Raw genomic sequence first — 16255 nt, forward strand, 5'->3', positions numbered from 1 at the left:
AGTCAGGAAGGATTCGGCCAGTGGTGGATTGCGCCACGCCAGCTCTCGTAGGTTTTAGCGATTTGCAGCAGCCATTGATCGGCGAAACGCGGGGCGATCATCTGCAAGCCGATAGGCATGCCATCGGCGGCGAAACCGCAGTTGATCGACAGCGCCGGTTGTTCGCCCATGTTCCAGGGCACCGTGAACACAATATGTTCGAACGGCAGTTGCGGGTTGTTGCTGGGTGAAGGCCACTCGGCCGGGAAGGCGTTGACCTGGTTGGTGGGGGACAGCACCAGGTCGAGTTCGGTGAACACCTGCGCGGCGCGGCGGCGCATCTCGAAGGTCTGGTTGAAACCCTTCACCGCTTGTACGCCGCTGACCTCGGCGCCTGGTGCGGCCCAGTCGCGGATGTACGGCAAGACCTTGTCGAACTGCTCGCTGCTCAACGCGGACAAGTCGCCCCACTGGCGGGCGCGCCAGAAATGGTCGAGGCCGTCGAGTTGGGCGCGGTCCATGATCGGCGGGATCAGCGTGACCTTGGCGCCATGGGCTTCGAACAGCCGCGCGGCTTGCTCCACGGCTTCGCACACGAAGCCTTCAGGCTGCATGCCCACGCCGGGCTCGAGCATCAGGCCGACCCGCAGGCCCTTGACCGACAACGGCTGGTTGCTCCACTGGGTGGTGAGTGGCGGCAGGCTGGTGGCGTCGCGGGCATCGGGGCGGGCCAGGTGTTGCATCAGCAGCACGCAGTCGTCGACGGTGCGGGTCATGGGCCCGGCGGCGCGGCCGGTGTAATACGGGTCGATGGGGATGCGTCCCAAGGTCGGCTTGAACCCCACCAGGCCGCACCAGGCGGCGGGCAGGCGCACCGAGCCACCGATGTCGGTGCCCACGTGCAGCGGGCCATAACCGGCGGCGGCCGCAGCGGCGGCACCGGAGCTGGAGCCGCCGGTGTTGTTGGCAGTATTCCACGGGTTGCGGGTGATGCCGTGGAAGCTCGACAGGCCGGAAGACAGCATGCCGAAATCCGGGTTGGTGGTCTTGGCCAGGATAATCGCGCCTGCTTCACGCATACGGGCTGCGGGCGGTGCGTCCCTGAGGGCCGGGGTCAGGCGGGTGGCGGCGCTGCCGAGGGGGATAGGCACGCCTTCAGTGGCGATCAATTCCTTGAGGGTCACCGGTACGCCGTCGAGGGCACCGTTGGGCTGGCCCTTGTTCCAGCGCTCGGTGGATGCCTGGGCCTGCTGGCGTACCTGTTGCGGGTCGAAGGCATAGAGCGCGTTGATCTGCGGCTCCCAGCGGTCGATATGGGCCAGGAGCTGGTCGTAGTAGTCGATGGGCGCGAGTTGCCGGCTGGCGAATTGCGCCAGCAGTTCGGCGGCTGTAAGGGTATGCAGGTCAGTCATCGAACGCTTCCTTGTGATGGGCCGGCTGGCTCATGGCGGGTTGCAGTAGGGACGACTATATAAACCCCGGTGTGACGCGGCCATCACAATCGGTGCAGTTCAGTGTTGCGTTTTTGTGTGCACTGAAACCCGAAGCGCAGCCTCTGGTTTATTTTAAAACCTCAGGCGCAGGCGCTTGAGGTTTTTGTCGTACGGATGGAGCGGTGATTGAAGAACGGCTCCTGTTGAGGTGGGCGGTTCTTTCGAGCGTGTGAAGTGTTCCAGGTGGTGAAATCGAAGCGAGTGACAGAGACTACGTTTTCCTGGATCAGCATGATGGGGGCTGGGTGGCTGCTATCTGAATAACGCGTGCTCAGGGTGACTTCCAGTGTGTCCTTGTCACGGTAGCCGCTAAGCAGGGGGAGAAGAGTGAAGGCATGGTCCACTCCTTCTGACTCGGTGGGCATGCCAACGAATACGACAATGCCTACGTACACCTTTCGATCGTTCAAGCTGAACATGCAAGGCGTGTACTTCTGGATGGATTCTCTGAGCAGGTATTTGAAAGGTGTGCCTTCAAGGATGTTCAGGGCGAGCCGGCAGTTCAGTTGCTCATCGGATTTCAACTTCAGCTCTTTTTTCTTCGCGTTGACATAAAGCCTTGCCCAGAGAGAAGGAATGACCAGGGTGGTCAAGCCGGTCTGCAGCCAGAAAACCCAAAGTGCGGCATTCTTTTCGTTGGCAATATCGAGTTGTACCAATAGGGCGCCAAGATAGCGGCCATAGTCTGTTGCAACCCCACGGCCTGCGACGTAAACCGCCTGTTGGGACAATGCCAGAATCAAGGCACTTGTCAGGCTGGCGACGACCAGGCAAACCAGTCCCAGTCGCGCAACCTGTAGATAGAGTAACTGCCCTTCAAAACGATGCAGCCGGCAGTAGTAGTAAGGATGCTTGATACACACCAGATAACCGCTGACCAGTAACGGAAAAATGATCAGCAGGCCCATGAATCATTGGCCTCCATTTTGCGGACTTGGCGAATTGCTTCTTTGTAGGCCTCGGATTCCATGACTTCTTCGGCGGAGACTGAAATACCCCATTCTCCCTCAATCCTCATGGTTCTTTTCGACTTGATGGCTTCCACCGTATCCAAGTCATCCTGAGTCGGCTTACCGGCAAACAACGAATACAATCCAAACATGGCGACGACCTCGAAAAGATGGAGTCGTTTTTATAGCAAGCGGCCTTGACCCCCGCCATTGATGGCCGGCATGCCAGCGTCGCCAGTTCCCGTAGGAAACGTCTCCATTCACTCCAACGGACTAAAACGTCGGCGGCGTAATCACCCAAATCACCACCGCATCCACCTTTCCGGGGTTGCCATACCGATGGGGCTCACTGCTGGAGAAGCTGAAACTGTCCCCTTCAGCCAGCTGAAAATGCCGCTCGCCCACCCATAACTCAAACGTCCCGCTCAACACATAACCCGCCTCTTCACCCTCATGGCTATAGCTCTGCTGGCTATAGGTGCCCGGTGGAAAGCGCGAGTGCAGCATCTCCAATTGATGATTGGGCAGGGGCGTCAGCAACTGGTCGACGATCCCGTCCTCATAGTGAATGCTCTGGCGATTGTTCCTGCGCACCACAAACCCTTCATCCTCCGGGGCCGGCGTGGTCTCGCTGGCAAAAAACCACTGGATCGTCACCCCCAGGCTGCGGGCGATGTTGAACAGGGCCGGGATCGACGGGTAGGCGAGGTTGCGTTCCAGTTGGCTGATATAGCCGGCCGTCAATTCGCTCATCTGCGCCAATTCGGTAAGCGTCATGCCCCGGGCCTTGCGCAAGCCACGGATGCGGGTGCCGAGAAACAGCTGTGGCGGTTGGTCGTTCAAATGTCCCACGCTACCTTCAATCCTTCATAAATCGCCTCTTCGGCGGTACGCGGCGCTAGGCAATCGCCGATGCGCCTGAACGCCACCAGGCCTTCCAGTTCTGCGCCCAGAGTGTCCACCGGCTGATGGCCCTGGCACAACACCAGGGTGTCGATATTTTCCAGCAGCATCGGCTCGCCGCTGGCGGTGTGTTGCAGGTAGACGGTGGTGTCGTCGCAGCCATACAAACGAGCGTAAGGGATGATAGGAATGCCCAGCCGGTGCAGTTCACCGGCCAGTTGATCACGCACGTACAACGGCAGGTTTTCCCCGCAATGGGTGCCGTTCACCGCCAGTTGCACCTGATGGCCGGCGCGCGTGAGGCGCTCGGCAATGCCCGGGCCGATCCAGTCGCAACGCCAGTCCACCACGACCACCGAACGGCCCAGCGGGACCTCGTCGCGCAGCACTTGCCAGGCGTCCACCACCTGTAACTCACCGCCGCGTTCGAAGGTCGGCCAGTAGGGTTCGGCGCCGGTGGCGACGATCACCAGCTCGGGTTGTTCGCGTTCCACCAATGCGCGGTTGACGCGGGTGTTGCGCACTACGCGAACCCCGGCCAGTTCCATCTCGCGCTGCAGGTTGGTACTGGCCCCGCCGAACTCGCTGCGTCGGGGCAGTAACTGCGCCAGAAGCACCTGGCCACCCAATTGGGCACCGGCTTCATACAAGGTCACCTCATGGCCGCGCTGCGCCGCCACCGCCGCGGCTTTCATCCCTGCCGGGCCGCCGCCGACGACCATAATCCGCTTGCGTCGCAATGCCGGTTGCAACTGGCCAAACTGCAATTCGCGGCCGGTCTCGGGGTGCTGGATGCAGGAGATCGGCAAGCCTTTGTGGAAGTGGCCGATGCAGGCCTGATTGCAGGCGATGCATGCCCGTACATCCTCGGCATGGCCGCTTGAGGTTTTGGCCGGCATTCGCGGGTCGCAGATCAGCGCGCGGGTCATGCCGCACACATCGGCCTGGCCGCGCTGCAACATCAGCTCGGCCTCCTGAGGCTGGTTAATGCGCCCGGTGACGAACAGCGGAATCGACAGGCTGGCCTTGAACGTTGCGGCTTCTGTGGCCAGGTAAGCCGGAGCAATAGCCATGGGCGGCACGATATGGATCGCGCCGCCGAGGGAAGCCGAGGTGCCGGCGACGATGTGCACATAATCCAGCTGTGATTGCAGCTGTTGCACGGCCGCCAGGGAGTCATCTTCCGTCAGGCCTTCGGGGTCGCGCTCATCGGCTGAAATACGCAGGCCGATGATGAACTGTTCATCGGTTTCGGCACGCACGGCGGCGATGATTTCCCGCAGGAAACGCAGGCGTTGTTCAAGCTCGCCGTTGTAGCCGTCGGTGCGGCGATTCACTCGCGGGTTGAGGAATTGCGCCGGCAGATACCCATGGCTGGCGACCACTTCCACGCCGTCAATCCCCGCCTGATGCAGGCGCCTCGCCGCCGCACCGTAGCCCGCCACAATCTCGTCAATCATCGACTGGTCAAGGGCGCGCGGCATCACCCGGAACCGCTCGTTGGGCACCCCGGACGCCGAGTAAGCCACCGCGAGCAAGCCATCCGCCGACTCCATGATTTCCCGTCCCGGGTGGAAAATCTGCGACAGCACCACGGTGCCGTGGGCGTGGCAGGTTTCGGCCAGTTGGCGGTAGCCGTCGATGCAGCTGTCATCGGTGGCCATCAGCACATGGGAGGTGTAGCGGGCGCTGTCATGCACGCCGGCTACCTGCAACACAATCAGCCCGACGCCGCCTTCGGCGCGTGCCCGGTGGTAGGCGATCAACTGCTCGTTGACCCGGTTGTCGGTGGGCATCGAGGTGTCGTGCCCGCTGGACATGATGCGATTTTTCAGGCGTTTGCCGCGCAGTACCAGCGGTTCAAAAAGATGCGGAAAGGCATGGGGCGACATGGTGCGGATACTCCAGGCGCTGTTGTTATTATTTTTCTATAGGAGGTCAGCTCCAGTAAAAAATCAACTTGTTTTTTTACTGGGGACTGGATTAGCGTCAGCCACATCACCCACCCGCCTGGAGAACAAAAAAATGACTGGGGCCACCGAACGACAGCTGCGTGAAGAGCTTGCCGCCTGCTACCGGCTGATTGCGCACTTTCGCATGAGCGACCTGATCTTCACCCATATCTCGGTGCGTATTCCCGGGCCCGAGCATCACTTTTTGATCAACCCCTATGGGCTGATGTTCGAGGAGATCACCGCGTCCAGCCTGGTGAAGATCGGCCTGGACGGGCGCGCGGTCGAGGCGTCGGCCCATGGCGTCAACCCGGCGGGGTTTGTGATTCACAGCGCAATTCACGGCGCCCGTGAAGACGCCCAGTGCGTGCTGCACACGCACACCCGCGCCGGGTGTGCGGTGGCGGCGCTGGAATGCGGGCTGTTGCCGGTGAACCAGATTTCCATGGAGTTCTACGGCAAGGTTGCCTACCACGACTACGAAGGCGTGGCGCTGGACATGGACGAGCAACAACGACTGGTGCGCGACCTCGGCGACAAGCCGGTGTTGATGTTGCGCAACCATGGTTTGTTGACGGTGGGGGAGACGGTCAGCCAGGCCTTCCTGCGCATGTACTACCTGGAGAAGGCCTGCGATATCCAGCTTGCCGCCCAGGCGTGCGGCAAGCTGATCCTGCCGCCTGCAGACGTGTGTGAATACACCGAGCGGCAGTTCAATGAGCCTGGCCGCTCATTGGAAGAGGGCGAGCTGGCAGACCTGGACGCCATGCAACTGGCGTGGGCGGCATTGCTGCGGTTGCTGGATCGGGTGTCGCCGGGGTTCCGGGAGTGAGGTAGAGTCGTCCAGCCGACTCTACCCAAGGACACCGCCTCATGACCCAGGAATCCCGTTTCTCCCGCATGGAACCGGAGTTGCGCAAGGCCAATCTGGTCCAGGCCACACTGGTGTGCCTCAAGCGCGACGGCTTCCAAGGCGCGTCGATCCGCAAGATCAGCGCCGAGGCCGGGGTGTCGGTGGGGCTGATCAGTCATCACTATTCGGGCAAGGATGAACTGGTGGCCGAGGCCTACCGGTCTATCACCCGGCAGGTCATGGACTTGCTGCGTGACGCCATGGCCAAGGCGCCGCCCAGCCCGCGTGAGCGCCTGTCGGCGTTCTTTCGCGGCTCGTTTTCCCCCGAGTTGCTGGATCCGAAACTGCTGGATGCCTGGCTGGTGTTCTGGGGTGCGGTCAAGACGGCCCCGGCGATCAACCAGGCCCACGAACATTCCTATGGCGAGTACCGCACCATCATGCGTTCGGCCTTGGTGGACATGGCCGAGGAGGAGGGTTGGAAGCAGTTCGACGCCGACCTGGCAGCCATCGCCTTGAGCGCCTTGCTCGACGGTTTGTGGCTGGAATCGGGGCTCAATCCCGGTACCTTCACCCCGGAGCAGGGCATCCAGATCTGCGAAGCCTGGGTCGACGGCTTGCAGTCCGGCGGCCGCAAGCGCTTCCATCTCAAACCCTGAACTGACGATTCCGCGCCGCCTGGACGCAATGTCCGGGCCGGCATTTTCCCCTCGAAAAATATTTGCAGTTACCCGATTGCCTCCTTACTGAACACTCGTTTAGTATCGCCCCATGTCGCACCCCTCAAGCCAATTAAAATAATTCGAGGATTCCATGACTACAGATCCGTCCGTGCTCACTCAAGTGCAAGCTGGCGTTGCCTGGATCACCCTCAATCGCGGCGCCCAGCGCAACGCCCTGGACATCCCGACCCTCAAGCACCTGCATGCGTTGCTCGACGGTTTCAACCGCGACCCGGCGGTGCGCGTGGTGGTGTTGACCGGCACAGGTCGCAGCTTCTGTGCCGGTGCCGACCTCGCCGAATGGGCCGACGCCGAAGCCCGTGGGGCCCTCGAAACCTACGGCTGGACCGAAACCGCCCACGCCCTGATGACCCGCCTGCACACCCTCGAAAAACCCACCGTTGCCGCCATCAACGGCACGGCCGTCGGCGCCGGCATGGACCTGACCCTGTGCTGCGACCTGCGTGTAGCCGCGCAATCGGCACGTTTCAAGGCCGGTTACACCAGCATGGCCTACTCGCCGGACGCCGGTGCCAGCTGGCATCTGCCGCGCCTGATCGGCAGCGAACAAGCCAAGCGCCTGCTGTTCCTCGATGAATTGTGGAGTGCCGACCGTGCCCTGGCCGCCGGCCTGGTGGGCGAAGTGGTCGCCGATGAGCAACTGCACGCCCATGTCACCGACCTGGCCACGCGCCTGGCCAACGGTCCGACCTTCGCCTTCGCCCAGACCAAAACCCTGATTCGCGAAGGCGCCGGGCGCAGCCTGCCCGAACAACTCCAGGCCGAACTCGCCGCCGGCCTGCTGTGCGGCCGCAGCGCCGACGGTGCTGAAGCCCTGCGCGCCTCGATGGAAAAGCGTCCCCCGAATTTCTCCGGCAACTGATCCCTCATCAAAACACCCCTCGAACGATCGACAGGTAGCGCCATGAATTTCCAGCCCAGCCAAGAACAAGACATGTTGGTGGACGCGGTACGCAGTTTTGTTGCCAAGGAATTGTTGCCCCACGAGGAGGCGGTAGACCGCGCCGATGAAGTCTCGCCGGAGCTCGCCGCACAGATCCGGGACAAGGCGATTGCCGCCGGGTTCTATGCCTTCAACATGCCGGAAGAGGTCGGCGGTGGCGGCCTGGATTACCTGTCCCAGGCGTTGATCGAACGGGAGTTGTCGAAGGTGTCCTGGGCGCTGCATGTGTTTGTCGCCCGGCCCTCGAAAATCCTCATGGCCTGCACCGGCGCGCAGATTGGCGAGTACCTGTTGCCGTGCGTGCAGGGCAAGAAGATCGACTGTTTTGCCTTGACCGAGCCGGGTGCCGGTTCCGACGCCAATGCCATCAAGACCCGCGCCGTGCGCAGCGGTGATGACTTTGTGCTCAACGGCAGCAAGCACTTCATCAGCCACGCCGGCCACGCGGATTTTGCGATCGTGTTTGCCGTCACCGACACCTACGAACACAACGGCCGCCCGCGCAACGCCGTGACCTCGTTCCTGGTGGACCGTGGCACGCCGGGCATGGCCATTCGCCGAGGCCCCAAGTGCGTCAGTAACCGCGGCTACCACACCTATGAAATGTTCTTCGACGACTGCCGCGTGCCGGCCTCCAAAGTCCTTGGCGAAGTCGGCAAAGGCTGGGAGGTTGCCAACGCCTGGCTGACCGCAGGCCGGGTGATGGTGGCCGCCAACTGCGTCGGCCAGGCCCAGCGTGCGTTGGACGTGTCCCTGCAATGGGCGGCGGATCGCAAGCAGTTCGGCCAGCCCATCGGCACCTATCAAGGCATCTCGTTCAAGCTCGCCGACATGGCCACGCAAATCCGCGCGGCCGAACTGCTGACCTTGAACACCGCCTGGAAAATGGACCAGGGCACCATGACCGACGGCGAGGCCGGCATGGCCAAGCTGTTTGCCAGCGAAGTGCTGGGCAAGGTCGCTGACGAGGCCGTGCAGATTTACGGCGGCATGGGCTTGATGGACGAAGGGCCGGTGGAGCGCATCTGGCGCAACGCGCGGATCGAACGGATCTGGGAAGGCACTTCGGAAATCCAGCGCCACATTATTGCCCGCGAACTGTTGCGGCCGCTGTTGCGCTGATCGGGTGGGAGAACGCTTATGTCCCAGGCTATTCGCGACAATCTCAAGCGCCTGCTGGCGCCCCGTCACCTGGCATTCGTCGGCGGGCGCAGCATGGCCCGCGCCCTCAAGCGCTGTGCCGAAGGTGGTTTTGCCGGCCAGATGTGGCTGGTCAATCCGCAGCATGACAGCCTCGATGGCATTCCCTGCGTACGCCGCGTGGCTGATCTGCCGTGCGGCCCGGACGCGGTGTTTATTGCCACCAACCGCGAGCTGACCCTGACCTGCGTTGCCGAACTGGCGGCCATCGGCACCGGTGGCGCCATCTGCTACGCCTCCGGGTTTGCCGAAACCGGCGCAGAGGGCCTGGCCTTGCAGCAACAACTGCTCAAGGCGGCTGGCGAGATGGCGCTGCTCGGCCCCAATTGCTATGGCCTGCTGGATTACTTGCACAGCTCGGCACTGTGGCCGGTAGCCCATGGCGGCAAGCCGGTAGAGAAGGGCGTTGCGGTGCTGACCCAGAGCGGCAACTTCGCCTACAACCTGTCCATGAGCGACCGTTCGCTGCCGGTGGCCTATATGGCGTCGGTGGGCAACCAGGCGCAATTGGGGGTTGCCGAGTTGATGGATGTGTTGCTCGACGAACCACGCGTGACGGCCATCGGCTTGCACCTGGAAGGCTTGAAGAATGTGCCGGGGTTCGCCCGTGCGGCCCATAAGGCGCTGGAAAAAGGCATTCCGATCATCGCCCTGAAAACCGGCGTGTCGCAGATCGGTGCCGAGTTGGCCTTGAGTCATACCAGTTCGTTGTCGGGTTCAGACGCGTTGTACGACAGCCTGTTTGCGCGCCTGGGCGTGATCCGGGTCAGCGGCCCGGTGAGTTTTGTCGAAACCCTGAAAGCCGCGGCCTGCGGTAACTTGCCGGCGGGTAACAGCCTGATCGCCCTGGCCTGTTCCGGTGGCGATGCCGGGTTGATTGCCGACTACGCCGAGCGCAACGATTTAAGCCTGCCCAAACTCGATGCAGGCCAGCGTTCGGAACTGGCGCAGGTACTGCCGAGCTACGCCAACCTGGTCAACCCGCTGGATTTCACCACGGCCATCTGGGGCAACAGCGAAGCCCTCAATACCATGCTCGATACCGCACTGCGCACCGACGCGGATGCGGCGATGCTGGTGCTCGACTACCCGGCGGAATTTACCGGTGAGCGCAAGGAATGCGACCTGCTGCTGGAGCTGTTTTGCGGTGCGCTGACTCGCCACGGCAAGACCGGCTTTGTCACCTCGGCATTCCCCGAATTGTTGCCGGCTCACGCTCGCGAGCGCCTGCATGCGCAAGGTGTTGCGGCGTTGCAGGGCGTAGAAGATGCGCTGGCGGCCTGGGGGCGGATTGCCGACTACCAAAACAATCGGCGGGCGCTGCTGGCGCGGGGTGAGTCGGTATTGGTGCCGCTGTGCCCGCAAGCGCTGGAAGCACTCGGACAGTCGCTTAACGAGTGGGACTCCAAGCAGGCGTTGCGGGCTTTCGGTCTGTCCACGCCGGCCGGTGTCTTGAGCACGCCAGCGCGGGCCATCGCCGATGCCAAAGTGCTGGGCTACCCGCTGGTGCTCAAGGCCGTCAGTGCCGATCTACCGCACAAAACCGAAGCCGGCGCCGTGGCGCTCAACCTGCGGGACGGCTTCGCCTTGACTGCGGCCCTGGCCCATATGCGTGAGCGGATTGCTGCCTACGCGCCGGGTGTACCTTTCGATCACCTGCTGTTGGAAGCCATGGCCACGCCGCCGTTGGCCGAGCTGATTGTGGGCATCAAGCGCGAAAACGATTTCGGCCTGGCGCTGGTAATTGGCGCCGGTGGAATCCTCGTGGAATTGCTCAACGACAGTCGCAGCCTGCTGCTGCCGACCACCGACGATGCGATCCGCAATGCCTTGCTCAGCCTGCGCAGCGCGGCATTGCTGCAAGGCTTTCGCGGGCGGGAAGTGGCCGACATGGAGGCGCTGGTGGCGGCGATTCGTGCGGTGGCCGACTACGCCTGCGCCAACGCCGGGCAGTTGCTGGAACTCGATGTAAACCCATTGCTGGTCAATGCCCGAGGCGCCACGGCGGTCGATGCATTGATCCGTCTCGCCCAGGTATGAAGGAGATGACGATGCAAAGCAAAACCTTGACGGGCGGCCAGGCCCTGGTGCGATTGCTGGCCAACTATGGCGTCGACACCGTATTCGGGATTCCCGGCGTGCACACGCTGGAGCTGTATCGCGGCTTGCCCGGCAGTGGCATTCGGCATGTGCTGACTCGTCACGAGCAGGGCGCCGGCTTTATGGCCGACGGTTATGCGCGGGTCAGCGGCAAGCCGGGGGTGTGTTTCATCATCACCGGACCGGGGGTGACCAACGCGGCCACGGCGATCGGCCAGGCGTACGCCGACTCGATTCCGCTGCTGGTGATTTCCAGCGTTAACCACACCGCCAGCCTCGGTAAGGGCTGGGGTTGCCTGCATGAAACCCAGGACCAACGGGCGATGACCGCGCCCATCACCGCGTTTTCGGCAGTGGCGTTGAGTGCCGAGGATTTGCCGGAATTGATCGCGCGGGCCTACGCGGTGTTCGACAGTGAGCGACCACGGCCGGTGCATATTTCGGTGCCGCTGGATGTGCTGTCGGCGCCGATCAAGCGCGACTGGAGCAATGACGTGGTGCGCCGTCCCGGGCGAGGTCTGCCATCGGCTGAAAGCCTCGATCACGCCGTGGCAAAACTGGCGGCGGCCAAGCGTCCGATGATCATTGCCGGTGGCGGCGCACTGTTGGCGGCCGAGGCCTTGCAGCGCTTGAGCACACAACTGGCGGCGCCGTTTTTCAGCAGTGTCGCCGGCAAGGGGTTGTTGCCGGTGGCGCATCCGTTGAATGCCGGTTCGACCTTGTGCATCGAGCCTGGCTGGCAGCTTATCGCCGAGGCGGATGTGGTGTTGGCCATTGGCACCGAAATGGCCGATACCGACTTCTGGCGTGAACGCCTGCCGATTAACGGCGAACTGCTGCGCGTGGATATCGACCCGCGCAAGTTCAACGATTTCTATCCTTGCGCCGTCGCGTTGCACGGTGATGCCCGGCAAACGGCGCTGGCTTTGCTGGAACGCTTGCCAACCACGCCGCGCAACGCCGATACAGCGACCGAAGCGGTTGCAAGGTTACGCCAGGCAGTCAGCAGCGGCCACGGCCCGTTGCAACGGATTCACCAGGCGATTCTCGACCGCGTCGCCGCCGAGTTGCCCGCCAATGCCTTCATCAGCAGTGACATGACCCAACTGGCCTACACAGGCAACTACGCCTTCCCCAGCAACGCCACCCGCAGTTGGCTGCATCCCACCGGCTACGGCACCTTGGGCTATGGCCTGCCGGCCGGTATCGGCGCCAAGTTCGGTGCGCCTGAACGGCCTGGCCTGGTGCTGGTGGGCGACGGTGGCTTTCTCTACACCGCCCAGGAACTGGCCACGGCGGTGGAAGAGCTGGACAGCCCGCTGGTGGTGTTGCTGTGGAACAACGACGCCCTCGGGCAAATTCGCGACGACATGCTGAGCCTGGACATCGAACCCATCGGCGTGCTGCCGCGCAACCCGGACTTCGCCGCCCTGGCGCGGGCGTTCGGCTGCACGGTCAGCGAGCCACAGAACCTGGATGAGCTGCAGACGGATTTGCGTAACGGTTTCAAGCGCAACGGCGTGACCCTGATCGAGTTGAAGCATGCCTGTGTGAACCTTTAGAGGAGCAACACCATGAGCGAAAACAACAACAAAATGACTCAAGCGATGCACCGACGAGACTTCCTCAAACACAGCGCTGTAGCCGGTGCCGTGGCCGCCGCGTTTTCCTTGGGCCTGCCGCTGCAGGCCTTCGCTGAAGAGGGCACGCCCAAGCCCGGCGGCGTGCTGCGCATGGGATTGGCCGGCGGCAGCACCACCGACTCCCGCGATCCGGGTTCCTGGGTCGATACCTTTACCTTCGTCGGCTTTTCGGCGGTGTACAACACCCTCACGGAAATCGCGGTGGACGGCAGCGCCATCCCCGAACTGGCCGAGAGCTTTGAGTCGACGCCCGACGCACGCATCTGGACCTTCAAACTGCGCCAGGGCGTGACCTTCCATAACGGCAAAAGCCTGACCGCCGACGATGTGGTGGTCTCGATCAACCATCACCTGGCAGCCAACTCTACGTCGGCGGCCAAGACCGTAATCGGCGATGTGGCCAGTGTCAGCGCCAAGGGCAGCGATGCGGTGGTGTTCGAACTGCATTCGGGCAATGCCGATTTCGCCTATGTGGTCGCCGATTACCACCTGGTGATCATGCCCGCCAAGGACGGTGCCGCCGACTGGCAGGCCGGGATCGGCACCAGCGGCTATCGCCTGAAAAGTTTCGAGCCCGGCGTGCGCATGGACCTGGAGCGCAACCCGGATTACTGGAAGCCGGGCCGGGCGCACTTCGCCAGCGCCGAGCTGTTGGCGATTGCCGACGGCGCGGCGCGGGTCAATGCGCTGGTCACCGGGCAGGTGGACGTGATCAACAAGGTCGACCTGAAAACCGTGGCCCTGCTCAAGCGCAATCCCACGCTGGTCATCGAAGAAACCAAAGGCGCCCAGCACTACACCTTCCCGATGCTGTGCGACAGCAACGAGTTCAAGAACAACGACATTCGCATGGCGATGAAGCATGCGATCAACCGCGAAACCCTGCTGGCCTCGGTGCTGCATGGCTATGGCCTGGTGGGCAACGACCATCCGATCCAGCCCGGCAGCCGCTTTATCAACGCGGCGCTGGAGCAGCGTACCTACGACCCGGACAAGTCGCGCTTCTACCTGCGCAAGGCCGGTGTCGAGTCGCTGAAGGTGCGCCTGCAAGCTTCCGATGCCGCCTACACCGGCGCAGTGGACGCCTCGGTGCTGTTCAAGGAACAGGCACGCCAGGCCGGGATTGATATCGACGTGGTGCGCGAGCCGGCGGATGGGTACTTCTCCAACATCTGGATGAAGCAGCCATTCACCACCTCGTTCTGGTACAGCAGCCTGACCGCCGACCGCATGTTCAGCATCGGCTACGCCAAGGGTGCGGCGTGGAACGAAACCCATTGGGATAACGACCGCTTCAACCAGTTGCTCAACGCAGCGCGGGGCGAGATGAACGCGCCGCTGCGCCAGGAGATGTACAACGAAATGCAGAGCCTGTGCCGGGACGATGGCGGGGCGATTGTGCCGTTGTTCGCCAGCTCCGTAGCGGCCCGCTCGAACCGCGTCAGCCATGGACCGCTGACGGCGCCGTATGGAGAACTGGATGGGTTGCGGCTGATCGAGCGGTGGTGGCAGGCGTGACTCTTGTGTCGAACGCTATCGCTCAGGCAATGAAAATCAAGTGTGGGAGCTGGCTTGCCTGCGATGGCATCACCTCGGTGTCCTGTTAAACCGCGGCGCCTGCATCGCAGCCTCGCTAAAGCTCGACAGCTCCCACAGAGGACATTTGTCGCCTTCGAGCACATGCCCAACTCATGAGAACCGAACATGAATAGCCTATTCAAACTGGTACTCCAACGCCTTGCTCTCGGCCTGCTGTCGTTGTTCGCCGTCTCGGTGATCATCTTCCTGGCCGTGGGCATGCTCCCCGGCGATATCGCCCAGGCCATGCTCGGCCAGTCCGCCACGCCTGAAACCATCGCCGCGTTTCGCGCCCAATTGGGGCTCGACCTGCCGCCGCTGAGCCGGTTCGTGCAATGGCTGCTGCGCCTGCTGCACGGCGACCTCGGCGCGTCCCTGGCCAACCAGCGGCCCATCGCCGAACTGATCGGCGCACGCCTGGGCAACACCTTGCGCCTGGCGGCATTGGCTGCGCTGGTTTCGGTGCCCCTGGCGCTGGTGCTGGGCATGCTCGCCGCGCTGTACCGCAATAGCTGGTTCGACCGCCTGCTCAACACCTCGGCCCTGAGTGCGGTGTCATTCCCCGAGTTCTTCGTTGCCTACCTGCTGATTCTGGTGTTTTCGGTCAAGCTCGGCTGGTTTCCCAGCCTGTCCAACCTGGCGCCGGACGCGTCGTTCGGCACCATTCTCGAACGCTCGGTGCTGCCGGTGGCCACCCTGAGCCTGGTGGTGATTGCGCAGATGATGCGCATGACCCGTGCCTCGCTGATCAACCTGCTGGCCAGCCCGTATATCGAAATGGCCCGGCTCAAGGGTATCAGCCAGTCGCGGATTATCTGGCGCCATGCGCTGCCCAATGCCTTTGCGCCGATCGTCAACGTGATCGCGCTCAACCTCGCGTACCTGGTGGTGGGTGTGGTGGTGGTCGAGGTGGTGTTTGTCTACCCGGGCCTCGGCCAGTTGCTGGTGGACTCGGTGTCCAAGCGCGATATCCCGGTGGTGCAGGCGTGCAGCCTGATCTTTGCTGCCACCTACATCCTGCTCAACACCGGCGCCGATGTGCTGTCCATCGCCACTAACCCACGCCTGATGCATCCCAAGGGGTAGACCATGAGCCTCCTCACACAACTGGCCAGGGCGCCATTGAGCGCGAAGTTCGGCCTGCTGGTTATCGTGCTGTACGTGCTGGTGGCGTTATTTGCGCCGGTGCTCGCACCTTACGGGGAAACCCAGGTGGTGGGTGACGGGTTTGCGCCCTGGAGCGGCCAGTTCCTGCTGGGCACCGATAACCTTGGGCGGGACATGTTCAGCCGCCTGGTGTATGGCGCGCGCAACACCCTGGGCATCGCTTTTTTGACGACGGTGCTGGCGTTTTTACTGGGTGGCTTGAGCGGCTTGATTGCGGCGATCAAGGGCGGCTGGGTCGATCAGGGGTTGTCGCGGGTGGTGGACATCCTGATGGCGATCCCGCAGCTGATCTTCGCCTTGCTGATTCTCAGCGTAGTGGGCACCAATGCCACCTCCCTGGTGCTGGTGATTGCATTGCTGGACTCGACCCGGGTGTTTCGCCTGTCCCGGGCTGTGGCGATGACCGTGGTGGTGCAGGATTTTGTCGAAGCCGCGCGCTTGCGTGGGGAAGGGCTGTGGTGGCTGGTCACCCGCGAAGTGCTGCCCAACGCCGCCGCGCCGCTGATTGCCGAGTTCGGCCTGCGCTTTTGCTTCGTGTTTTTGTTTATCAGCGCGCTGTCGTTCCTTGGCCTGGGCATTCAACCGCCCACCGCCGATTGGGGCAGCATGGTCCGCGACAACGCGGTGCTGATCACCTTCGGCGATATCAGCCCGTTGCTGCCGGCGCTGGCAGTGGCGTTGATCACCGTCAGCGTGAATTTTGTCGTCGACTGGATGCTGCATAAATCCAGCGGCCTGAAGGAGTGTTGAG

Annotated in this window: 14 protein-coding genes; 9 read left to right on the forward strand and 5 right to left on the reverse strand. The window is 62.7% G+C overall.

The window, feature by feature from the left end; genetic code table 11:
- Positions 1 to 2: 2 nt before the first annotated feature.
- From ACUN0G_RS10760 to ACUN0G_RS10780, 5 genes are all read right to left on the reverse strand, one after another.
- The gene (locus tag ACUN0G_RS10760; RefSeq protein WP_445573339.1) at positions 3 to 1391 is read right to left on the reverse strand and encodes an amidase; all 1389 of its coding nucleotides are present in this window, start codon (positions 1389 to 1391) and stop codon (positions 3 to 5) included.
- Between the two features lie 161 nt (positions 1392 to 1552).
- A complete protein-coding gene (locus ACUN0G_RS10765) occupies positions 1553 to 2380 on the reverse strand; it encodes a hypothetical protein (protein ID WP_445573340.1) in 828 nt (275 codons plus the stop codon).
- Positions 2368 to 2574 (reverse strand): hypothetical protein, encoded by a 207-nt coding sequence (locus ACUN0G_RS10770; protein WP_063028939.1) that lies wholly within the window; start codon positions 2572 to 2574, stop codon positions 2368 to 2370. Before ACUN0G_RS10770 ends, ACUN0G_RS10765 begins: the two co-directional genes overlap by 13 nt.
- A gap of 121 nt (positions 2575 to 2695) precedes the next feature.
- Complete coding sequence (locus tag ACUN0G_RS10775; RefSeq protein WP_445573341.1) at positions 2696 to 3274, reverse strand: helix-turn-helix domain-containing protein; 579 nt, start codon at positions 3272 to 3274, stop codon at positions 2696 to 2698.
- On the reverse strand, positions 3262 to 5217 hold the full coding sequence (locus ACUN0G_RS10780; RefSeq protein ID WP_445573342.1) for an oxidoreductase: 1956 nt from the start codon (positions 5215 to 5217) through the stop codon (positions 3262 to 3264). Before ACUN0G_RS10780 ends, ACUN0G_RS10775 begins: the two co-directional genes overlap by 13 nt.
- Between ACUN0G_RS10780 and ACUN0G_RS10785 the strand changes: the two genes are divergently transcribed.
- The 9 genes from ACUN0G_RS10785 to ACUN0G_RS10825 all read left to right on the forward strand — a co-directional run bounded on the left by ACUN0G_RS10785 (position 5216) and on the right by ACUN0G_RS10825 (position 16254).
- Positions 5216 to 6109, forward strand: a complete 894-nt coding sequence (locus tag ACUN0G_RS10785) for a class II aldolase/adducin family protein (protein WP_445573343.1) — start codon at positions 5216 to 5218, stop codon at positions 6107 to 6109. The two genes, ACUN0G_RS10780 and ACUN0G_RS10785, sit on opposite strands and share 2 nt — an antisense overlap.
- Before the next feature lie 41 nt (positions 6110 to 6150).
- Positions 6151 to 6789, forward strand: a complete 639-nt coding sequence (locus tag ACUN0G_RS10790; protein WP_445573344.1) for a TetR family transcriptional regulator C-terminal domain-containing protein — start codon at positions 6151 to 6153, stop codon at positions 6787 to 6789.
- A gap of 154 nt (positions 6790 to 6943) precedes the next feature.
- Positions 6944 to 7735 carry an enoyl-CoA hydratase/isomerase family protein gene (locus ACUN0G_RS10795; protein WP_258344903.1) on the forward strand — a complete coding sequence of 264 codons (792 nt, stop codon included), beginning with the start codon at positions 6944 to 6946 and terminating at the stop codon, positions 7733 to 7735.
- Between the two features lie 42 nt (positions 7736 to 7777).
- Positions 7778 to 8938 (forward strand): acyl-CoA dehydrogenase family protein, encoded by a 1161-nt coding sequence (locus ACUN0G_RS10800; protein WP_445573345.1) that lies wholly within the window; start codon positions 7778 to 7780, stop codon positions 8936 to 8938.
- Between the two features lie 18 nt (positions 8939 to 8956).
- The gene (locus ACUN0G_RS10805) at positions 8957 to 11056 is read left to right on the forward strand and encodes an acetate--CoA ligase family protein (RefSeq protein WP_445573346.1); all 2100 of its coding nucleotides are present in this window, start codon (positions 8957 to 8959) and stop codon (positions 11054 to 11056) included.
- An 11-nt stretch (positions 11057 to 11067) separates the two neighbouring features.
- A complete protein-coding gene (locus ACUN0G_RS10810; protein WP_445573347.1) occupies positions 11068 to 12678 on the forward strand; it encodes a 5-guanidino-2-oxopentanoate decarboxylase in 1611 nt (536 codons plus the stop codon).
- Between the two features lie 12 nt (positions 12679 to 12690).
- Positions 12691 to 14277 carry an ABC transporter substrate-binding protein gene (locus ACUN0G_RS10815; RefSeq protein WP_445573348.1) on the forward strand — a complete coding sequence of 529 codons (1587 nt, stop codon included), beginning with the start codon at positions 12691 to 12693 and terminating at the stop codon, positions 14275 to 14277.
- A 186-nt stretch (positions 14278 to 14463) separates the two neighbouring features.
- The gene (locus tag ACUN0G_RS10820; RefSeq protein WP_445573349.1) at positions 14464 to 15423 is read left to right on the forward strand and encodes an ABC transporter permease; all 960 of its coding nucleotides are present in this window, start codon (positions 14464 to 14466) and stop codon (positions 15421 to 15423) included.
- 3 nt (positions 15424 to 15426) lie between these two features.
- The gene (locus ACUN0G_RS10825) at positions 15427 to 16254 is read left to right on the forward strand and encodes an ABC transporter permease (protein ID WP_003208948.1); all 828 of its coding nucleotides are present in this window, start codon (positions 15427 to 15429) and stop codon (positions 16252 to 16254) included.
- The last annotated feature ends 1 nt before the right edge of the window (position 16255 follow it).

The sequence above is a fragment of the Pseudomonas sp. 32A genome, from assembly GCF_052682255.1.

Excerpts from the sequence above, each read along its gene's own strand:
- ACUN0G_RS10760 (WP_445573339.1), bottom strand. The coding sequence starts at position 1,391 with ATGACTGACCTGCATACCCTTACAGCCGCCGAACTGCTGGCGCAATTC.
- ACUN0G_RS10765 (WP_445573340.1), bottom strand. The coding sequence starts at position 2,380 with ATGGGCCTGCTGATCATTTTTCCGTTACTGGTCAGCGGTTATCTGGTG.
- ACUN0G_RS10770 (WP_063028939.1), bottom strand. The coding sequence starts at position 2,574 with ATGTTTGGATTGTATTCGTTGTTTGCCGGTAAGCCGACTCAGGATGAC.
- ACUN0G_RS10785 (WP_445573343.1), top strand. The coding sequence starts at position 5,216 with ATGGTGCGGATACTCCAGGCGCTGTTGTTATTATTTTTCTATAGGAGG.
- ACUN0G_RS10780 (WP_445573342.1), bottom strand. The coding sequence starts at position 5,217 with ATGTCGCCCCATGCCTTTCCGCATCTTTTTGAACCGCTGGTACTGCGC.
- ACUN0G_RS10790 (WP_445573344.1), top strand. The coding sequence starts at position 6,151 with ATGACCCAGGAATCCCGTTTCTCCCGCATGGAACCGGAGTTGCGCAAG.
- ACUN0G_RS10795 (WP_258344903.1), top strand. The coding sequence starts at position 6,944 with ATGACTACAGATCCGTCCGTGCTCACTCAAGTGCAAGCTGGCGTTGCC.
- ACUN0G_RS10800 (WP_445573345.1), top strand. The coding sequence starts at position 7,778 with ATGAATTTCCAGCCCAGCCAAGAACAAGACATGTTGGTGGACGCGGTA.
- ACUN0G_RS10805 (WP_445573346.1), top strand. The coding sequence starts at position 8,957 with ATGTCCCAGGCTATTCGCGACAATCTCAAGCGCCTGCTGGCGCCCCGT.
- ACUN0G_RS10810 (WP_445573347.1), top strand. The coding sequence starts at position 11,068 with ATGCAAAGCAAAACCTTGACGGGCGGCCAGGCCCTGGTGCGATTGCTG.
- ACUN0G_RS10815 (WP_445573348.1), top strand. The coding sequence starts at position 12,691 with ATGAGCGAAAACAACAACAAAATGACTCAAGCGATGCACCGACGAGAC.
- ACUN0G_RS10820 (WP_445573349.1), top strand. The coding sequence starts at position 14,464 with ATGAATAGCCTATTCAAACTGGTACTCCAACGCCTTGCTCTCGGCCTG.
- ACUN0G_RS10825 (WP_003208948.1), top strand. The coding sequence starts at position 15,427 with ATGAGCCTCCTCACACAACTGGCCAGGGCGCCATTGAGCGCGAAGTTC.